This window comes from Gordonia sp. (in: high G+C Gram-positive bacteria) (genome assembly GCF_052106715.1).
Taxonomy (GTDB): Bacteria; Actinomycetota; Actinomycetes; order Mycobacteriales; family Mycobacteriaceae; genus Gordonia.
In genome coordinates this window covers 19,958-35,728 of record NZ_JBQEDL010000003.1, presented here as the reverse complement: position 1 = coordinate 35,728, position 15,771 = coordinate 19,958, and the positions used below count along the sequence as shown (strand labels likewise).

11 protein-coding genes are annotated in these 15,771 nt (G+C 66.2%); 3 read left to right on the top strand and 8 right to left on the bottom strand.

The window, feature by feature from the left end; all coding sequences use genetic code 11:
- Window positions 1-12: 12 nt before the first annotated feature.
- Both ACTIMF_RS02225 and dnaG read right to left on the bottom strand, forming a co-directional pair.
- Window positions 13-2,037 (bottom strand): OPT family oligopeptide transporter, encoded by a 2,025-nt coding sequence (locus ACTIMF_RS02225; protein ID WP_442348644.1) that lies wholly within the window; start codon window positions 2,035-2,037, stop codon window positions 13-15.
- Window positions 2,038-2,167: 130 nt separating this feature from the next.
- On the bottom strand, window positions 2,168-4,060 hold the full coding sequence (dnaG, locus tag ACTIMF_RS02220; RefSeq protein WP_442348643.1) for a DNA primase: 1,893 nt from the start codon (window positions 4,058-4,060) through the stop codon (window positions 2,168-2,170).
- Between the two features lie 174 nt (window positions 4,061-4,234).
- Between dnaG and ACTIMF_RS02215 the strand changes: the two genes are divergently transcribed.
- Window positions 4,235-4,720, top strand: coding sequence for a DUF4262 domain-containing protein (locus tag ACTIMF_RS02215; protein ID WP_442348642.1), 486 nt, complete (start codon window positions 4,235-4,237; stop codon window positions 4,718-4,720).
- Here the strand turns inward: ACTIMF_RS02215 and ACTIMF_RS02210 are convergent.
- From ACTIMF_RS02210 to ACTIMF_RS02195, 4 genes are read right to left on the bottom strand one after another with little or no spacing between them, the layout of a single operon-like run.
- Window positions 4,695-5,663: a FecCD family ABC transporter permease gene (locus tag ACTIMF_RS02210; RefSeq protein ID WP_442348641.1), complete on the bottom strand. Its 969-nt coding sequence runs from the start codon at window positions 5,661-5,663 to the stop codon at window positions 4,695-4,697. The two genes, ACTIMF_RS02215 and ACTIMF_RS02210, sit on opposite strands and share 26 nt — an antisense overlap.
- Complete coding sequence (locus tag ACTIMF_RS02205) at window positions 5,660-6,658, bottom strand: FecCD family ABC transporter permease (RefSeq protein WP_442348640.1); 999 nt, start codon at window positions 6,656-6,658, stop codon at window positions 5,660-5,662. Before ACTIMF_RS02205 ends, ACTIMF_RS02210 begins: the two co-directional genes overlap by 4 nt.
- The gene (locus ACTIMF_RS02200; RefSeq protein ID WP_442348639.1) at window positions 6,655-8,355 is read right to left on the bottom strand and encodes a siderophore-interacting protein; all 1,701 of its coding nucleotides are present in this window, start codon (window positions 8,353-8,355) and stop codon (window positions 6,655-6,657) included. The genes ACTIMF_RS02205 and ACTIMF_RS02200 overlap by 4 nt, the downstream gene beginning before the upstream one ends.
- A 4-nt stretch (window positions 8,356-8,359) precedes the next feature.
- Entirely contained in the window at window positions 8,360-9,352 is a 993-nt protein-coding gene (locus ACTIMF_RS02195; RefSeq protein ID WP_442348638.1) for an ABC transporter substrate-binding protein, read from the bottom strand.
- Window positions 9,353-9,502: 150 nt separating this feature from the next.
- Here ACTIMF_RS02195 and ACTIMF_RS02190 point away from each other — a divergent pair, with 150 nt between their 5' ends.
- Entirely contained in the window at window positions 9,503-10,225 is a 723-nt protein-coding gene (locus ACTIMF_RS02190; protein ID WP_442348637.1) for a helix-turn-helix domain-containing protein, read from the top strand.
- Here ACTIMF_RS02190 and ACTIMF_RS02185 read toward each other — a convergent pair.
- Window positions 10,150-13,227, bottom strand: a complete 3,078-nt coding sequence (locus tag ACTIMF_RS02185; RefSeq protein ID WP_442348636.1) for a hypothetical protein — start codon at window positions 13,225-13,227, stop codon at window positions 10,150-10,152. The two genes, ACTIMF_RS02190 and ACTIMF_RS02185, sit on opposite strands and share 76 nt — an antisense overlap.
- 131 nt (window positions 13,228-13,358) lie before the next feature.
- On the opposite strand from ACTIMF_RS02185, the gene ACTIMF_RS02180 reads away from it, so the two are divergent.
- Window positions 13,359-14,213, top strand: coding sequence for an alpha/beta fold hydrolase (locus tag ACTIMF_RS02180; RefSeq protein ID WP_442348635.1), 855 nt, complete (start codon window positions 13,359-13,361; stop codon window positions 14,211-14,213).
- A 149-nt stretch (window positions 14,214-14,362) separates the two neighbouring features.
- Here the strand turns inward: ACTIMF_RS02180 and ACTIMF_RS02175 are convergent, their stop codons facing one another.
- On the bottom strand, window positions 14,363-15,733 hold the full coding sequence (locus ACTIMF_RS02175; RefSeq protein WP_442348634.1) for an FAD-binding oxidoreductase: 1,371 nt from the start codon (window positions 15,731-15,733) through the stop codon (window positions 14,363-14,365).
- Window positions 15,734-15,771: the final 38 nt, after the last annotated feature.

The following is a 15,771-nucleotide window of genomic DNA, read 5'->3' as shown; positions in this document are numbered from 1 at the left end:
CTCTTCCTCAGATCACTTCTTGGCCATCGCTGCGAAGTCACGCACGGACCGGTTCTGCGTGTACCGGTACAGGCCGCCGACAAGCAGAACGAAGACGATGACCCCGACGATCTGCGCCCAGTCGCCGTACCCGTCGCCGAGGATCGACAACGGGGCCTCCTCGCCGGACGCCGCCACGATGCCGGCGAAGATCACGCCGTAAATGCTCTCGCCGACGATCAGACCGGTCGCCAGGAGCACGCCGAGGCGCTTCTTCCGTTCGGCATCGACAGCATCACGATCGGCCCACTTGTCGTAGAAACGTCCGATGAACGCACCGATCGGGATGACGAGCGTCAACGACATCGGCAGATACATGCCCATTCCGACCGCGAGCGGCGGCAGTCGTAGACGCGAGGTGCCGCGCTTGAGCACCCCGTCGACGACTACGACGCCGCAGCCGATGAGGGCTCCGACCCCGACGAGCGCCCAGTTCAGGTCGCCGCCGAACACGCCCTTTGCGAGGGTCGACATCAGGCCCGCCTGCGGTGCGGAGAGAGTGCCGTCGACACCATTGGCGTTGGTACCGCCGACGAAGCCGAACGCGTTGTTCATCAGGCTCAGAATCGGCGGGATGATGGCCGCACCGAACAGCACGCCGACGATCAACGAGACCTGCTGCTTCCACGGCGTGGCGCCAACGAGTTGGCCGGTCTTGAGGTCCTGCAGGTTGTCGTTCGAGATGGTGGCCACACCGAAGACGACGGACGCCGTGAACAACGTGTAGGCGACGAGGGCGTCGATCTCCGACTGGTCAGACGTCGCTCCGTGGGTCACCTTGATCAGCAACGCCGCGCACAGCACGACAAGGATCCCGACGCCCGAGATGGGGCTGTTCGACGACCCGATCAGGCCGGCCATGTAGCCGCACACCGCCGCGACGACGAGACCGATGACAAAGACGAAAACGATGCTGACGGCGACGATGCCGCCGAGCGAGTCGGAGATGTGCGAGTCGGCGGCGAAGTCCCACAACAGCCAACCAATCGGGATCATGGCGATCACGACGGTCAGCCCGACCCACTGAATCGGGATGTCGCGCTCGGTGATGTCCACGTCGGCACCGCTTCTACGCGTCTTCGCGCTGGCCATCGCCGCGATGATGCCCTTGAGGATGGGGCCGATTACGGTGGCGAGCGTCCAGACGGCGGCCACGGCGATCGCGCCCGCACCGACCATGCGGACATCGTCGGAGAAGACGCCGTCGACGAAGTCGAGCAACGACTCGCCTGCACCGGGCCCGGAGCCCCACGTGCGGATCGGCAGGATGATGAAGAACGAGATCACGAGACCCACGAGCATCGCGATGCCGACGGCGACGCCGACGAGGTGGCCGACGCCGATGAGTGCCAGTGACAGGCTCCCGCCGACCATCGTGGCGCCGGATCCGGTCTTGAATGCCACCGCCGCCTCGGTCGCGAGAAGCTTCAGCGAGCCCAGCAGGGAGAACAGCGCCGCACCGAGTGCACCGACCACGATCGCCCGCATGCCGCCACGGTTCTGGTCCACGCCCTTCGAATCGATGTCTGACTCGTGATCGGTCGCCGCCTCCCCGACTTTGAGGACCTCGGCGGCGGCGACTCCTTCGGGGTACGGCAGATCCGACCCGGTGACCAGCGCACGCCGCACCGGGATCGAGTACATCACGCCGAGGATGCCGCCGATCGCGCAGACGGCGACCGTCGTCCAATACGGAAATCCGCTCCACCAACCGATCATGATCAGACCGGGAAGAACAAAGACGATCGCCGACAGGGTACCTGCGGCTGATGCGATCGTCTGGACGATGTTGTTCTCGACGATCGAATGGTCCCGGAAGTAGCGCAGTACCGACATCGATATGACGGCCGCGGGGATGGCCGTGGCGAACGTCAGGCCGACTTTCAGGCCCAGATATACATTCGCTGCGGTGAACACGAGTGTGATGAGTCCACCGAGGACGACGGCGCGAATGGTCAGCTCACGTGCCGTCGACCGTGCTGCAGTAGGTGCAGACAAAGCTCTTCTCCCAACGGGTCGCACTTTCTCGCCCGCGTCGATGCTGTCGGCGCTGAACGAAACACGGTGTTACACGTTATTCCTGTGGCCGCCCGCGCGAGCGCGAACCCCCGATGCCGGACCGATTCGCCTAGACGCCCGACTCGAACGTCTGCTCCAGCAGGCTCCGCCGATAGGCCTCGAGTGCGACGAGGTCACCGAAGAGCGCGTTGTATCCGTCGGCGTCGCCCCCCGGCGACATCCGACGCAGCTTGGACTTGATATCGGCGATCTGCGACCCGACCCACACTTCTTGGGACCGGGCCAGAACGCTTGAGATGTAGCGCGAAATCTTGTCGTCCTCCACTGGCATCGGCTCTACTGCCAGTTCTGTGACGAGTGGTGTGGCCGCTTGATCGTCGACGGATTGGATCACCGCGTCGACCCAGGTAGCTCCACCGAGCCCGCTCGCAGTCCCGCCCGCGTCGGCGATCGCCTGGCGGAGCCGCCGGTACGACGGGTCGGAGAAGCACTCGCCAGGGAGCGAGTCGAATACCGTGCCCGCGATCGCTGGGTACTGCAGTGCCGCTTTGAGCGCTTCCCGTTGTGCCCATAGGCGAGGATCGTTCGGAAGCGGTCGCGCGGTCGGCGGCGGCGACATCGCTTCGGGGCGGACCCGGTCGCGAGTACCGCGGGCGGTGGGACGGCCTCGTCCCGACTTCGCCATTCCTCTGACCCGCGAGAGCACCTGACCGACGTCGTCCCAGCCGACCCAGCCCGCGAGCTGGCGGGCGTACTCGTCACGTAGTGCGACGTCGCGGATCCTCGACACCACCGGAACGGTGTCCCGCAGCGCGGCCACCCGACCCTCGGCGGTGTCCAGATCGTGATTGCGCAGCAGTGCCTTGATCGCGAACTCGAACATCGGGATCCGACGAGCGACGAGGTCGCGGACCGCAGCGTCGCCCGAGCGCTGCCGCAGATCGCATGGGTCCATTCCGTCCGGGGCGACGGCCACGAACGTCTGTCCCGCGATCGACTGCTCGCCCTCGAAGGCCTTGAGCGCCGCGGCCTGTCCCGCGTCGTCGCCGTCGAACGTGTAGATCACTTCGCCGCGGAAGTAGGAGTCGTCCATCATGAGTCGCCGGATCAGCGCGAGGTGGTCTTCGCCGAACGCGGTGCCACACGACGCGACAGCCGTGTGAACGCCTGCGACCTGCATGGCCATCACGTCGGTATAGCCCTCGACGATCACCACCTGGTGACTCTTGGCGATCGACTTCTTCGCGAGGTCGAGGCCGAACAGCACCTGGGACTTCTTGTACAGCATGGTCTCGGGCGTGTTCATGTACTTACCGAGTTGATCGTCATCGAAGAGTTTCCGTGCACCGAACCCGATGACGTCGCCGCCGAGGTTCCGGATCGGCCACAGCAGGCGGCGATGAAACCGATCGATGGGCCCCTTACGCCCCATCTTCGACAGACCGGCCGCCTCCAGTTCCGCGAACGCGAAGCCTTGGGACTGGAGCGCACGCGTCATCGTGTCCCATCCCGCGGGCGCATAGCCGCATCCGAAGGTCACTGCGCTCGTCTCGTCGAAGCCACGGCCCGCGAGGAAGTCGCGCGCCGTCTGCGCCTGGGGGCTGCGGAGCTGCTCGGCGTAGTACCGCTGAGCGGCAGCATTGGCCGCGACGAGCCGGGCACGGGTTCCACGATCCCGGTTGATCGCTGCCGCACCGCCCTCGTAATTGATGCGGTAGCCGATGCGATCGGCGAGTTGCTCGACGGCTTCAACGAAGCCGACGTGCTCCTGCTTCTGCAGGAACGAGTAGACGTCGCCGCCTTCGCCGCATCCGAAGCAGTGGAAGTGCCCGTGATTGGGCCGCACATGGAACGACGGCGTCTTCTCGTCGTGAAACGGGCACAGGCCCTTCATGCTGTCGGCGCCCGCGTTGCGGAGTGCGACGTAGTCGCCAATGACATCCTCGATTCGCGTCTGCTCACGGATCGCCGTGATGTCGCTATCTGGGATACGTCCTGGCACGACGTCCACTGTAGTCACCCGCCCTCGCTCCTCGGGGCGCGGTCGTTCCGGGGCGAGGCGCTACTCCTTAGCCCGCGGCGACATCGCACGTCAGCGGACACGTTCTCGTTCTGTCGGACCCTCACCATACAGTTCCACTCAGATCGAACACATGAACGAACAAAGGAGTCAGGCATGTGTGAATTCGACCCCCGCTGCAGCGGGTCCGACGATCTGATCGGTCAGGCGCTCGCCCTGATCGCCCGCGGATCGTGGGCCGTCACGGGCGTATACGGCGACGAGGCCTCGGCACCCGTCGCGTACACCTCCGGGCTCACCGAGCTCGGGCGTCCGGAATTGGTGATCGCCGGTGTCGACCCTGAGCATGCGGGCCCCGTACTCAACGAAGCAGCGGCGCGGGTAGTCCTGACGCCGGAATTCGGCTCCGGTTCGGTCATCTCAAACCTTCGGTCGACCAACGGCTATCCGCTGACTGCGATCGACGTGATCGATGCCTCGTCGATGCGCGTGACCTCGCTGTTATTCGGGCAGTCGTTCCAGGCGGTACAACTCGTCTGGCCCGACCGCGACGGACGTCTGCCGTGGGACCGTGGCTACGTCCTCGCCCCCGACGAACAGCCGCTGTACGGGGTCGCTATTCCCTCAGCAGGAGCCATATGAGGTAGATGCCGCCGAGAGTAACGGTCACCGCGCCGACTGGCGGCGAGACGTCGCCGAGGAGGTGCTGTGCGGTCAGATCGCCGATGGCGAGCACGGCGGCACCGACGAGCGCCGAGCCGGTGATGCTCAGCGACGGGTTGCGCGTGAGACGCTTCGCGATCTGTGGGGCCGCCAACGAGACGAAGGCGATCGGTCCGGCGACCGCGGTGACGATTGCGGTGAACACGACACCGACCACGATCATCGACAATTTCATCCGTTCGACGTGAACGCCGAGCGACGCCGCGGTCTCCTCGCCGAGTTCGAACGCCCGCATGGCGTGCGCGAGCGGCCCCAGGGTGCATGCGAGGACGAGCGCGATCGCGGTCACCGAGGCCAGTGGCGTCCATGTCATTCCGTTGAGACTTCCCGCGCCCCAGATCGCCGCGCGCATCGACTCGTCGAGATCGGCACGCACCGAGAACCAGTGGTTGAACGACGCGAGGATCGCGCTGACTGCGATACCGACGATGATGAGCCGGAAGCCGGCGAGCCCTCCTCGGTACGCGAACACGAACACGGCCAGAGCGGCGACGATGCTGCCGACCACCGCGCCGACCGCGACCGCACCGAAGCCGGAGCCACCGACCATGAGGACCACGATCACCCCGGTGTACGCACCCGAGTTGAGGCCGATCACGTCTGGACTTCCCAGCGCATTCCTGGTGAGCGACTGGAAGATCACGCCACTGACCCCTAGACAAGCACCGAACACCGGTGCGGCCAGCGCGCGCGGGGCACGCCAGTCGAAGACCAGACGATCGCGGGCGCTCCCGTCGCCGATGAGCAGATCGGTGAGGTCGGCGACCGACAGCCCGGTCCGCCCGATCGTCAAGGACACCCCGACGCAGGTGACGATCACGGCGAGCATCGACAGATGAACCGCCGCGGCCCTCCGCTTCACAGTGTGGCCCTCCCTCGGACCAGCCAGATGAGGATCGGTGCGCCGAGCACCGGCATGACCACACCGACCTGTAGCTCGGCGGGCCACACCACCAGCCTGCCGACGATGTCGGCTGCCAGCAGCAACGCCGAACCCGCCACCGCGGAGAAGACCAGCAGCCACCGCTGGTCGACCCCAGAGACGAGGCGGACCGCGTGCGGCACGAGCAGACCGACGAATGCGATCGGGCCGGCGGCTGCCGTCGCCGCCCCGCATAGCAGAACAAGCGCGACGAGACCCACGACCCTCGTCGTGTGGACGCGAGTACCGATGGCGCGGGCGACGTCGTCGCCGAGTGCGAGCGCGTTCAATGACCTCGCGCTGGCCAGCGCGAGGACGAGGCCGACGACGATGAACGGCATGATGAATCCGACTGTGCCCGGCGGGCGATCCGCAATAGTGCCGACACCCCAGAACCGGACATGTTCGAAGCGCGCCGGATTCACGAGGGACAGACTCTGACTCACGCCGTTGAACACCGCGGTGACGGCGACACCGACGAGGATGAGACGCAGCGGCGACGAGCCGCCGGACCCCCGTGCCGAGATAGCCCCGACGAGTACAGCTGCCACGACCGCGCCGACGAGCGCCAACCAGATGAACTGGTCGATCTCGGTCAGGCCCAAGTAGGCGACACCGACGGCGACTGCGAGTCCCGCACCCGCGTTGACGCCGAGGATGCCGGGATCGGCGAGCGGGTTTCGGGTAATGGCCTGCATCAGCGCACCCGCCACCCCGAGACCCGCACCGACCAGGACGCCGATGATCGTGCGGGGAACGCGGACGTCGACGACCGTTATGTGATCGATCGCGCTCGGGTCACCGTCCGTTCCGGTCAGGGCTCCCCACACCGTCGACCACGGTAGATGTGCCGATCCGATGGCCAGGCTGAGCACGCCCAACACAGCGAGAACCAGAAGCGCCACTGCGAGCGCGGCGAACCGCCGCGTCTTCACGAGGTCTTCGAATCCCTCCGCAGCGTGATCGCGGCGGTTCCCCAACCGACCGGGACCTGCTGCGCAGCAGTCCATCCCGCGGCCTGTGCCAGTTCTGCGACTCGCTGATGATCACGCGGTGCCGAGCCGACGGTCGCGAACTGAACCAGCGAGCGTTCAGCAGCGCCGCCGCCGAGCGCGTCCGACGAGGTCGATGCGATGAGGACTAGTTCGTCGGTCAGGTCACGAAGGTCGGCTAGGAACACGACGGCTTCGTCATCGGTACGACTGTCCAGAGCATCGACGGCCACGATCGCGTCGAGGCCGTCGGTGAGAGGCTCCACCGTGCGCCCGACGCCCTCGGCGACGACCTCGGCGCCGGGACCGCAGAATCCTATCCGGTTCGCAGTGAATACGGGCAGCCGTGAGATCGCAGGCATCAGGTAGACGCGGCCCGCACTGCGGTCGGCGAGTTCTTCACTCACATCGCTGTCGGTGGCGGCACACTCGGCGAATGTTCGTCCGGTGCGCATCTGCCAGGCGGGCATACCCGAGTCGATTGCTTCGGCGAGATCGATCAACGCGAGGACCTGATCCGCGGCGACACCGTCGAAGTCCTCGGCGACGTGCTCGTCGGTGATGATCGTCTGACCGACGTCGGTCAGGCCGAGCACACCGTCACGGTCGTCCACCACCCCGCAGGCGATGAGCACATCGACGAGCGCGGCCTGCGCCGCGAGACTCGACCGCTGCGGGCGGTCGGCGTCGACGGCTCCCAAAAGGCCCGATCGCAGCGCGGTCCGCACGGCGAACCAGGTAACCGGCGAGGTCACCAGCGGCAGAGACGGCCCGACCGACTGCTGGGCGTCTTCGACCGTCTCTGCAGCCGTTTCAGGCTCCGTCACATGCCAGTATCCGGTGATGTCGATGTGGGTCTTCGCCGCACCCAATTGCCGCGACGCGTGCCTTCGGACCGGCAGAAGCGCGCGGCTCTCGGCTCCGGCCCAGATGTACGGCCTGCCCGAGAGTGGCGCCACGTCCGCGACGGCCGCGGCCAACGACTCGCGGTCGCCGGGAACGGCGCGGACCCAGGTGATCTCGTCGTCGGGCCCCAGCGCGAAGTCGCGGCGGGCCGACTCCTCCCCGACGGTCAGCACGATACGGGCGGGGACATCGACGGGCCGTTCGGCGAGAAACCTTTCCACAGCGGGCTGCGCGGTCTCATCGCCTGCCAACAACATCCAGTCGACGTCATCGGGAATCTCGGTGGATGATTTGGGGCCGACGAACCACAACTCGTCCCCCTCTTGCGCCGAGCAGGCCCACGTCTCACCGATACCCGCGGCAGGGGCATGTCGCGCTCCGGCACCCGAGGTGTGGACCACGAAGTCCAAAGACAGTTCACCGCGATCCATGTCGACGTGCACCGGCGTGTAGTCGCGTGTCTCCAGCGCATCGGAGGCCTGCCATTCGATTCCCTGGTCCACCTGTCGTGGCAAGACGTCGGCGATGTCACCGTAGGCTGCGAAGATGAGTTTGACGTGGTCGTCGAATCCCGGGCAGGCGAACGCAGGCAGCGTGAATCCATCCCGTTCGAACTCACGCAGTTGCGGCCCTCCCACCGTGACCCGCTGAAGTCGCGGCGTGATCCGCTCCGTTCGGGACACGGTGACGCGTCGCAGGGTGAGCGGCAGGGGGACGATACGGCGGTGAGTCACCGGGCTACTTCTTTCTGAACGTGTCTTCGATGATGTCAAGCGTCTCCATGGACTCGTTGAAGTCGCTGCGCTGTGTCCAATAGGGCAGGTCGTAAGCCTGATTCTTTTGGAACGCCGGGAGCGCCGCCCAGATCGGCTGCTTGCGCATCTGTGCGATCGACGTGACGTCGGCGTTGAATCCGGCAGCGAACAGCGTCGGCTGAGTGAGGATCTGTCCTATCTGTTCGGTCGACAACTCGAAACTGTCGCCGTCGGTGGTGTACGGCTCGTACCTTCCGGTGGCGAACAACGGTGCGGGCCGGAATCCGACCTTCGCGAATTCCTTCGGCAGTCCGCGATCCTCGATCAGGACGTAGGCGCGTCCGTCGGGCAACATCGACAGGAATACCGAGTCGCCGTCTGGCACCGCGATATTGTTCTTCACCTCGTCAATGCGTGCGTCATACGTGGCGACGGCATCGTGGAACACCTTGGGCTTACCGAACACCTTGTCGGCGATGAACTCGTACTGGGACTGCCACTCGGTGAGATCATCGCCGACGATGACGGTCGGTGCGATCTTAGTCAGTTCGTCATACGCGGTAGTCGCGTGCTTGAACGGGAAGCCGATACCGCCCGCGACGATCAGGTCGGGATCCTGCTCGAGAATTGCTTCCATGTCGAATCCGTCGGCGCTCCATGGGAGCAGGACCGTGCCCTCCTCTTCGGCGTGGTCGGCCCACTGCTTGGCGAACGCACCCTTCTCGTCCGTCGACTCCGTGGTCACGGCGACGACCGGGACGTCCAAGTCGTACAGGTATCCGGCGAGTGCGTAGTTCAGAACGACGACGCGCTCAGGCTCCGCCGGAATCGTCACATCACCGTTGATAGTCGGCACCACTCGTTCGGAGCCGCCCGAGTCCGCGGAGTCACTTGACGACGAGCATCCGGCGACAGCGAGGGCGAGAACCGTCAGGAGCGTGAGGATCGTTGCTCCGGAGGAACGGAGATGTCGCATGAGAACCCATTTCTGATCGTCCGACGGGGTATGCACTATTAGGCGAGACTAAGCTAATCGCAATCAGGTGAGAAATTCGTCCATAGCTGACACGATCTGAGAACTAACACGACACGAACACCGGTAAACGACCGCCGAAGGAGCACGCGCATGGATCAGGTGCCTGGGCGCCTTGCGACGATCGTTCCCGAGAACTCCATCCGCTTCCTCGGACACGACACGCATTCACATGACGAGCCTCACCTCGTCTACGTCGGCGCGGGGTCTGCACGTCTGGTCATCGACGGCGAACGAGTCATCCTCGGCACCCACGAGTCGGTCTGGCTCGCACCGAACGTTCCGCATTCGGCTCGTTACTCCCCCGGCAGCCTGGTCCTCGGCCCCATGCTGTCACCGTCGACACTTCCTCCCGAGCCTGTCCACCGACTGGGCGCCGTCCCCGCGGTGACTGCGGTGATGACCGCGATCCTCGGGGCCGCACCCACCACTGTCGACGAGGTACGAGTCTTCCGGGCCGCCCTCGACGATGTCCTGACGCGACTGGTCCGACCGTTTTTCGCGCTCCCCGCACCAACGCACCCGGTCGCTCTCGCTGTCGCGCGCGAACTGCCGTTCTCGGCGGAGTCCCTGGATGTGATCGCCGCCCGCCACCGCATCAGCGGCCGACACTTACAACGGCTGTTCGTCGCCGAGACGGGTATCGCGTTTCGGCAGTGGCGTGTCCGTGCCCGCCTGAATATCGCGATCGACCGTCTTCGCGAAGGCTCGTCGGTGACACAGGCCGCGCGTGCAGCAGGCTATGAGACCGGGTCTGGACTTCGTAAGGCGCTGCTACGCGAAGCAGGCTGCGAGGTCGACGACCTGCGCGGCTGAACCGCGTCCAACGCGGCCGCCCGCACGGCCACGGCATTCGCCATGAGCAGGTCAGCGGACACCATGGCTGGGAAGTAGTCGGCAAGCGCCGCCCACATCGCGCGGCCTTTGTCCGTCAGCCCGCCACCCTTCTTGAGGCAGCCATTAGCCTGCAGCCTCGCCACGGCTGCGAAGGTCATCGACTGCATCGACAGCAGCATCCACGGGTTGGCGCCGGTGTCGACGCCTGCGAGTACCTCGTTACGCGCGGCGATGAGGTCGTACATCTCAGGCGACGACCGTCGAACGTCCCGCAGCATCGTGTTGACGTACCGCGGAGCCTCGACGCTCAGCGGGTCGGCCATCCACTCCATCCGGTGGTGGAAGGCGTCGATCGTCGCGCTGGTACGCATGTCGAGGTCGAGCACTGGGCCCGGAACGAGCCGGAAGTGCTCGAAGAGCACGTCCACCTGGTCGCGCCCCATCGCTTCGACAGCCATCACATTGCGGTCGAAGACGCCGGTCCTCGGGTCGCTCATCCGACCGGTCGCCAACAGGCGAAGCAACTCGTCGCCGCCGCGGGTCGTCAGATACGACTGGATCTCGTCACGGTCGGACGTCTTCGGATCGACGATCGCTGACATCGCGATGGTGCATCCGACATACGGGTTCGGATGTGACGTGCTCACGCGGTCACTCGGCGCGAACGGCCGTTCGGCGAGGCCGGACCGGATGAGCAGGGCCGGGATCCGACGCGACGCGACCGGGCTGTCGCCGAGCGCGACGAGCGATGCGGTCGCGTCCGCGGTCAGCACGTCGACGGACGGTGCCGGGCTCTCCGCGTCGGCGGCCTGTTCGGTGTCGAGCAGCATCCACGCGCCGGTCAAGTCGTCGACGACGGGCGCCGAGGCGGACACAGCCATGGTCGACTGCTCTACTCCGCGCGCGAGCATCGCGATCGGCGCCTCGTCCGTCTCGCCGTCCGCGTCCTCGATGACCGCGACGATCGTGCCACTCACCAGACGTCGCGCTGCGTCGGCGAGAGGCCTGGTTGCCAACGCGAACTCGGTGCCGGCACGTCCCTCGGACTCCCATTCCCGGACGATCTCGAAGTCGCCGTCGAGGAGAGCGAACGACACATCGACGCCGCCGGGAACGTACACGGCCAGTCGTCTGTGATCGGTGGCGTCGACGTCGATCACCGGAAGCGCGCTCTGCCACGCGGACGGAACCCCCGCGCGTTCGAGTCGCACCAGTGCGTGCGGCGGACGCACCACCAGTTCCAGAGAGGCGTCGCCCGACCGAGTGGAGGTGATCTGTTCGACGTCGCTCGGGCCGAAGGTCAGTTTCGCGTCGTCGACGGTGAGGTCACCGTCGACGGTCAGCTCGGTGACCGACTCGGCGAGTCCGTCGGCTGCGGGGAGTCGAACAGCTGGGTCGTGGGTTACGCCGAGCCCTTCGACAATGACGGCCACGCGGCGTAAGTCCAATGCGTACGAGTCGCTGACGACGATCTCGTAGGCTCCGACCAGCGGTGCGTCGACTCCGTCGAACGGGTCGGCCGATGTCACGAAGGCCTCGGACTCCCACGGATAGTCGACGAGCCAGTCGAGATCTCCGACCCGCCGGACCCGCACACGCCACCGCTTATCGCCGTCGCCGAGGTGCGCAGGCAAGTCGACGAGGGGCCGCTCCCCGAACACCGGATCGCCATCGCGGGTCGTGATGCCGGGCAGCGGCTCGGGCAGTTCGATGCTCGGGCTCTCCGCAGGCCGCACACGACGTGTCGTGCCGACCCGTCCGTCCCGGACCACAGTCAGTTCGCGGTGTCCCGCGAGGTCGAGGGTGCGCAGCAGCCACCCGTCCCACGGGCCGTTGCGCGTGTCTGTGACAGCGACCTTCTTGCGACCCGAACCGGTAAATTCGGCGTCTTTCGGTACCAGCGCCAAGACCTCGCCTGCGGGCAGAGTGCGGTGCCGGGACATGACGCGGCCGTCGGGTGCGAACAGGACGATCGGATCGCCCGGCAGGACCACCGGGATGGCCCTACGGGCGCCGGTTTCGAGGTTGACGAGCACGCACTCGCGTAGCGCCGAAGTGACGGGTACGACGGCTGCCTCATCGGCGCCGGTCTGGACCTGTTCGGGAGCGTCACCTGCCCAGGCACGCCACGTCGTGGGCTTCTCGTCCGACGGGATGACGACGTCGAGCGTGCCTTCGGCCGCGTCGTAACGGAGTTCCGGAAATCGGGCGACGCACAGTGCGGCCGCATCATCGTCGCCGTCGAGGAACGGCTTGTCCGCCAACCGATCTCGCAGTGCGGACAGGATTGTAGGCGGCAGGTCGACAGCAGATTCGGTCAACGCATCCGCGGACCAGGTGTCTGGCTCAGCGATGCTTGCGACAAGGATGGCGCAGATCCGCGCGAGGAAGGTGACGGCGATGTCTGGGGCGTGATCGAGCAGGGCCCGGAACTCGGCGGGCAGTTGCCTGCGCCGGTGGGAGAATCCGGGTTCGGTCAGGTGGTCGAGGACGACGGTCCCCTGCGGCGCGCGACCGGCAGTCACATGTTGTTCGATGACGTCGACGAGCCCGCCGATGGCGTGCGCCGGGATGCCTGCGTGGAGTTCGAGCAACCACACCGGATCTCGATCGCGGAGTGCTTCGACGTCACGGAGCCCGATCGTCCGGAACATGTCGCCGGCAAAGCCGACGAGCGAGGCCTCGAACGACGGGTCGCGGTCCACTCCGATCGCGGCAGCGAACCCGTCCCAGAAGTCGGTGGCGCCGTCGCGGAGAGCGGCGTGCCCGACGAGGGCGGTCGCGATGAGTGCCGGATAGCCGGTGATGAGCGCGAAGTGCGCGCCCGCAGGCATCTGTGACATGAGCCTGCCGAGCTGGGAGTGCACCTGTCGGAGCTCGTCGACCGTCGGATCGGTCTCGACGACGAGTTCGGCGTCGGTGTATCGATTGCGAATACAGTCTTCGAATTCGTTGTCCTGCAAGGTCGCCGAACCTGTCATGCGCGTTTGCTCACCACACCTCTTCTACTCGCGTCGCTGGGAGGTGCGGCGCGTCGTGAAGCACACAAGTTACCCCGCGACGGTTCCCCGTCTCGACCCCGGACGGCGACGCTGTGGGAAGGCTCACGCGGATGCTCGGATCTGGCAGACTCGAGGGCACTATGGACATGTTCTCGCGCGACGGCCTCACTTTCGACGTGATCGATTCCGGACCGTCCGACGGCGACCCGGTGATCCTCCTTCACGGCTTCCCGCAAACCGCGTCATCCTGGTCTCGGGTATCGAAACTACTGACGGCGCAGGGATTTCGGACGATCGCCCCGACGCAACGCGGGTACTCACCCCAAGCGCGCCCCCGTGGACGACGCAGTTACCGGACGAGTGAGCTGACCGCAGACATCGTCTCGCTGATCGAACAGCTCGACCAAGGCCCGGTCCACGTCGTCGGGCACGACTGGGGCGCGGTCGTGGCGTGGTCGTTGGCGTCGCGCAGACCGGAGCTGGTGCGGTCGTTGACGACGGTATCGGCGCCTCATCCTGGCGCGTTCGCGCGGTCGATGACGCGCAGTCGTCAGGCACTCATGTCTTGGTACATGTACTTCTTTCAGCTTCCGTGGCTGCCAGAGTTCACTATCACCCGCGCACGGTCGGTGCTGCCTGCTGCCTTGCAGCGCACCGGTATGACACTCGACGAGGCGCGAGTCGTCCAGCGCGAAGTCGTCGACTCGGGCGCGTTGACCGGCGCTCTGAACTGGTATCGCGCCATGCTCCTCGACGGCCCCGGCGGCCTCGGCGCCAAGGTGTCGGCGCCGACGACCCACGTGTGGAGTTCCGGCGACACCGCGCTCTCCCGCTGCGGAGCCGAACTCACCCACGAGTACGTCACGGGAGACTTCCGTCTTGCGATCATCGACGGCGCCCCCCACTGGCTCCCCGATCAGCGTCCCGCCGACCTCGCCGACCTCATCCTCGATCGCATTCGCTGACCCGCTCGGCCGACCGGGCTGCGTCTGCTGGTCGAGACCCCAACCCGCGATCTCGACTCCGCTCGATCAACGACGGAGCAGCTCGATCAGCGGGCCCGCACGAACAACGGGACCCGCCCCCCACCGCTGGTCGAGCGGAGTCGAGACCCCTACAGCAGCACACCTGGGTTCAACAGCCCGTCGGGGTCGAGCGCGGATTTCAGAACGGCCGTGAGTTCCATGACGTCGTCGCCGACCTGGTCGCGGAGGAATCCCTTCTTCAACCGTCCGACGCCGTGCTCACCGGTGATGGTGCCGCCCAACGAGATCGCCAGACTCATGATCTGACCAAACGCTGCATTCGCGCGGGCGGTCTCGTCCGGATCGGTCGGGTCGTGGACGATCAGCGGGTGGGTATTGCCGTCGCCTGCGTGCGCGATCACTGCGATCATCACGCGGTTGTCGGCGGCGATCGCCTCGACGCCGTCGATCAGCGCGGGCAGCGACGGAAGCGGAACGCCGACGTCCTCGAGCAGAAGGGCGCCGAGCCGTTCCACAGCGGGGATCGCGACCCGTCGCGCCTGAGTGAACGCTTCCGACTCTGCCGGGTCCGACGTCGAGAACACCTCTCCCGCGCCGCAAGCGGAGAACGCCTGCTCGATGAGTTCGACTTCGGCGACACCGGCGGGCCCCGGCGCGTCCGACTGCGCGACGAGCATTGCCCCGGCCTCTCGATCGAGGCCCATCTTGAGCATGTCCTCGACGGCGTTGATCGATGCCGAGTCCATGAACTCGAGCATGGCGGGACGGATCTGCGAGGTGACGGCCAATACTGCTTCCGATGCGGCGCGCACACTCGGGAACGATCCGACGACGGTGCTCGCGGATGCCTGCGGCGGCAGGAGCCGCAGCGTCACCTCGGTGACTATCCCGAGGAGGCCTTCGCTGCCGACGAACAGCTTCGTCAACGGCAGTCCCGCCGAGTCCTTGAGTTGTTTCCCACCCAACCGGACTGCGCGGCCGTCAGCCAATACGACTTCCAGGCCGAGAACATAGTCAGTGGTAACGCCGTATTTGACGCAGCAGAGTCCCCCCGCGTTGGTTGCGACGTTTCCGCCGATCGAGCAGATCTCAAACGACGACGGGTCCGGCGGGTACCAGAGTCCTTCCGCTGCAGCTGCCGCTTTGACCTCGGCGTTCAACATGCCGGGCTGCGAGACGGCGGTGCGGGTCGACGTGTCGATGCTCAGGTCTCGCATCTTCTCCGTCGAGATCGTGACGGCGCCGTCGACCGCTGTCGATCCGCCGGACAGACTCGTCCCTGTCCCCCGCGTGATGATCGGGACTTTGTGCTCGGCGCACCAGCAGACTGCGGTCTGCACGTCCTGGGTGGTGAGCGGTCGAACCAGAGCGAGTGGCGTGCCTGCATCCGGATCATTCGCTCTGTCGAAACGGTAGGCCCCGAGGATGCCGGGGTCGGTCACGACCATTCCTGGAGCGAGCGCAGCGGACAGGGTCGACAGGTCTGGACGCGTAGACATGCGCCCAACGGTATTCGTCACACAGTCGGCACGCGATG

Coding starts and splice junctions, on each gene's coding strand:
- ACTIMF_RS02180 (WP_442348635.1), top strand. CDS start 13,359: ATGCTCGGATCTGGCAGACTCGAGGGCACTATGGACATGTTCTCGCGC.
- ACTIMF_RS02190 (WP_442348637.1), top strand. CDS start 9,503: ATGGATCAGGTGCCTGGGCGCCTTGCGACGATCGTTCCCGAGAACTCC.
- ACTIMF_RS02215 (WP_442348642.1), top strand. CDS start 4,235: ATGTGTGAATTCGACCCCCGCTGCAGCGGGTCCGACGATCTGATCGGT.
- ACTIMF_RS02185 (WP_442348636.1), bottom strand. CDS start 13,227: ATGACAGGTTCGGCGACCTTGCAGGACAACGAATTCGAAGACTGTATT.
- ACTIMF_RS02175 (WP_442348634.1), bottom strand. CDS start 15,733: ATGTCTACGCGTCCAGACCTGTCGACCCTGTCCGCTGCGCTCGCTCCA.
- ACTIMF_RS02195 (WP_442348638.1), bottom strand. CDS start 9,352: ATGCGACATCTCCGTTCCTCCGGAGCAACGATCCTCACGCTCCTGACG.